This is a genomic window from Mycolicibacterium sp. XJ2546 (genome assembly GCF_053483195.1).
This window is the reverse complement of the sequence record NZ_JBEFRW010000043.1, coordinates 1-1,449: the sequence shown is the minus strand read 5'-3', so window position 1 is coordinate 1,449 and position 1,449 is coordinate 1. Positions and strand designations below refer to the sequence as shown.

At 65.0% G+C, this 1,449-nt stretch carries 1 protein-coding gene; it reads right to left on the bottom strand.

Features of this window, described 5'->3' with window-relative positions:
* A partial coding sequence (locus tag ABQE44_RS25730) for an IS1634 family transposase (protein ID WP_448432641.1) occupies positions 1-1,417 on the bottom strand: 1,417 nt, incomplete at its 3' end.
* Positions 1,418-1,449 lie beyond the last annotated feature (32 nt).

Genomic DNA, 1,449 nt, shown 5'->3' with positions numbered 1-1,449 from the left:
TGCGGGCGAACATGGGTCGGGCGGCGAGATCGGACTTGGACATCCGGAAGGACGCCTCGACGTGCCAGAGGTCGTGGTAGCTGGCGATCACTTCGGTCGCGGGCATCAGTGCGGCGTCGATGTTGGTGACGTAGCCCTTGAGTCCGACCAGGCGACGGGCCCGTTGCAACGATGCCTCGTCAAATTCTTGGGAACCGTTGCGGTTCTTGATGAACCGCGGTACCCGCGCGGCCTTCTCGCCGGCGACGACGGCGCGGGCCTTGTTCTCCTGCAAGTTGAGCGTCTTGGTGTCGCGCACCGCGCGTTTGGTCGAGTACGCCCACACCGCCCGCCACGACTTGGTATGGGTGGCCGGATTCCAGACGGGCTCGGCTTTGCGCTTGGGGTCGCTGGTCTTGGTGGCGGTGCCGCGTTGATCGCGTGGGGTGATGGTGTCGATCATCTGGCCATCAGTGAAGAAATCACCGTGCCAATGGAAGTGCGATGCCAGATCATTGGGCGCTTTGGTAACCCTGGATCCGACGATGAACCGCAACCCTGCCTCGTCGAGCTCGCGCAGATTTCCGCTGGCGAGCATGCCGGCATCGGCGACGACGACCATGTCGGTGATGCCGTGGCGGGCCTGGAACGCTTTGACGATCGGCACGATCGTCAGTGTCTCGGCCTTGTTGCCTTCAAAACAGCCAATCTCTAAGGGGAATCCGCCCCGGTCGACCAGCAGCCCGACCACGATCTGCGGGTCCACCCGGCGTTCTTTGGAGTAGCCGACGCGGCGCAGGTCGTCTTCCTTGTCGGCCTCGAAGTAGAGCGTGGTGACGTCGTAGAGCACCAGGCTGACATCACCGGCGGTGCGGGCGTGGGCGAAACACGCTGCGGCGATCTGGTCGCGGTAGCCACCGGCGCGGGCCCGGCGCAGCGTGCGTTTGCGGGTCGACAACGACGCCGAGGTGCGGCCCAGCTCGGCCAGCACCCGATCGACATCGAGCAGACTGGTCGGCTCCACCACCCGGGCGATCACCAGGTCCCGGAAGACTTCATCGCCCACCGCGTCGTCGAACCCCAAGCTGGCATACACCTGCGCCAGGACGTCATAGAGCAACCCACTACAGCTCTTGAGCACCCGTGGCCGCGCCACCAACTCCCGCGCTGAAGATTGACCGGCATCGCCGGTGAACAACATGCCGGCTTGCGGTGGAACCATATGGGCTCGAACGGCTTTCGGGGTAATCCCCAGATCCAACTCGCCCTGGGTGTCATCGGCCAACAGCCGGCGGGCCTCCTCGATGAGCAGACCCAGCTCGGCGTCATCACGCGCAGAGCCCACATGGCGGATGATCCGCCGGCGGCCATCGACGGATTCGGCGATCTGGACCGCAGTCGCGCCCGAGGCGGTGCGCACTCGCCGAATCCAGACCATCCCGCGAGCCTACTGGCCCAAATTAGTGCCTA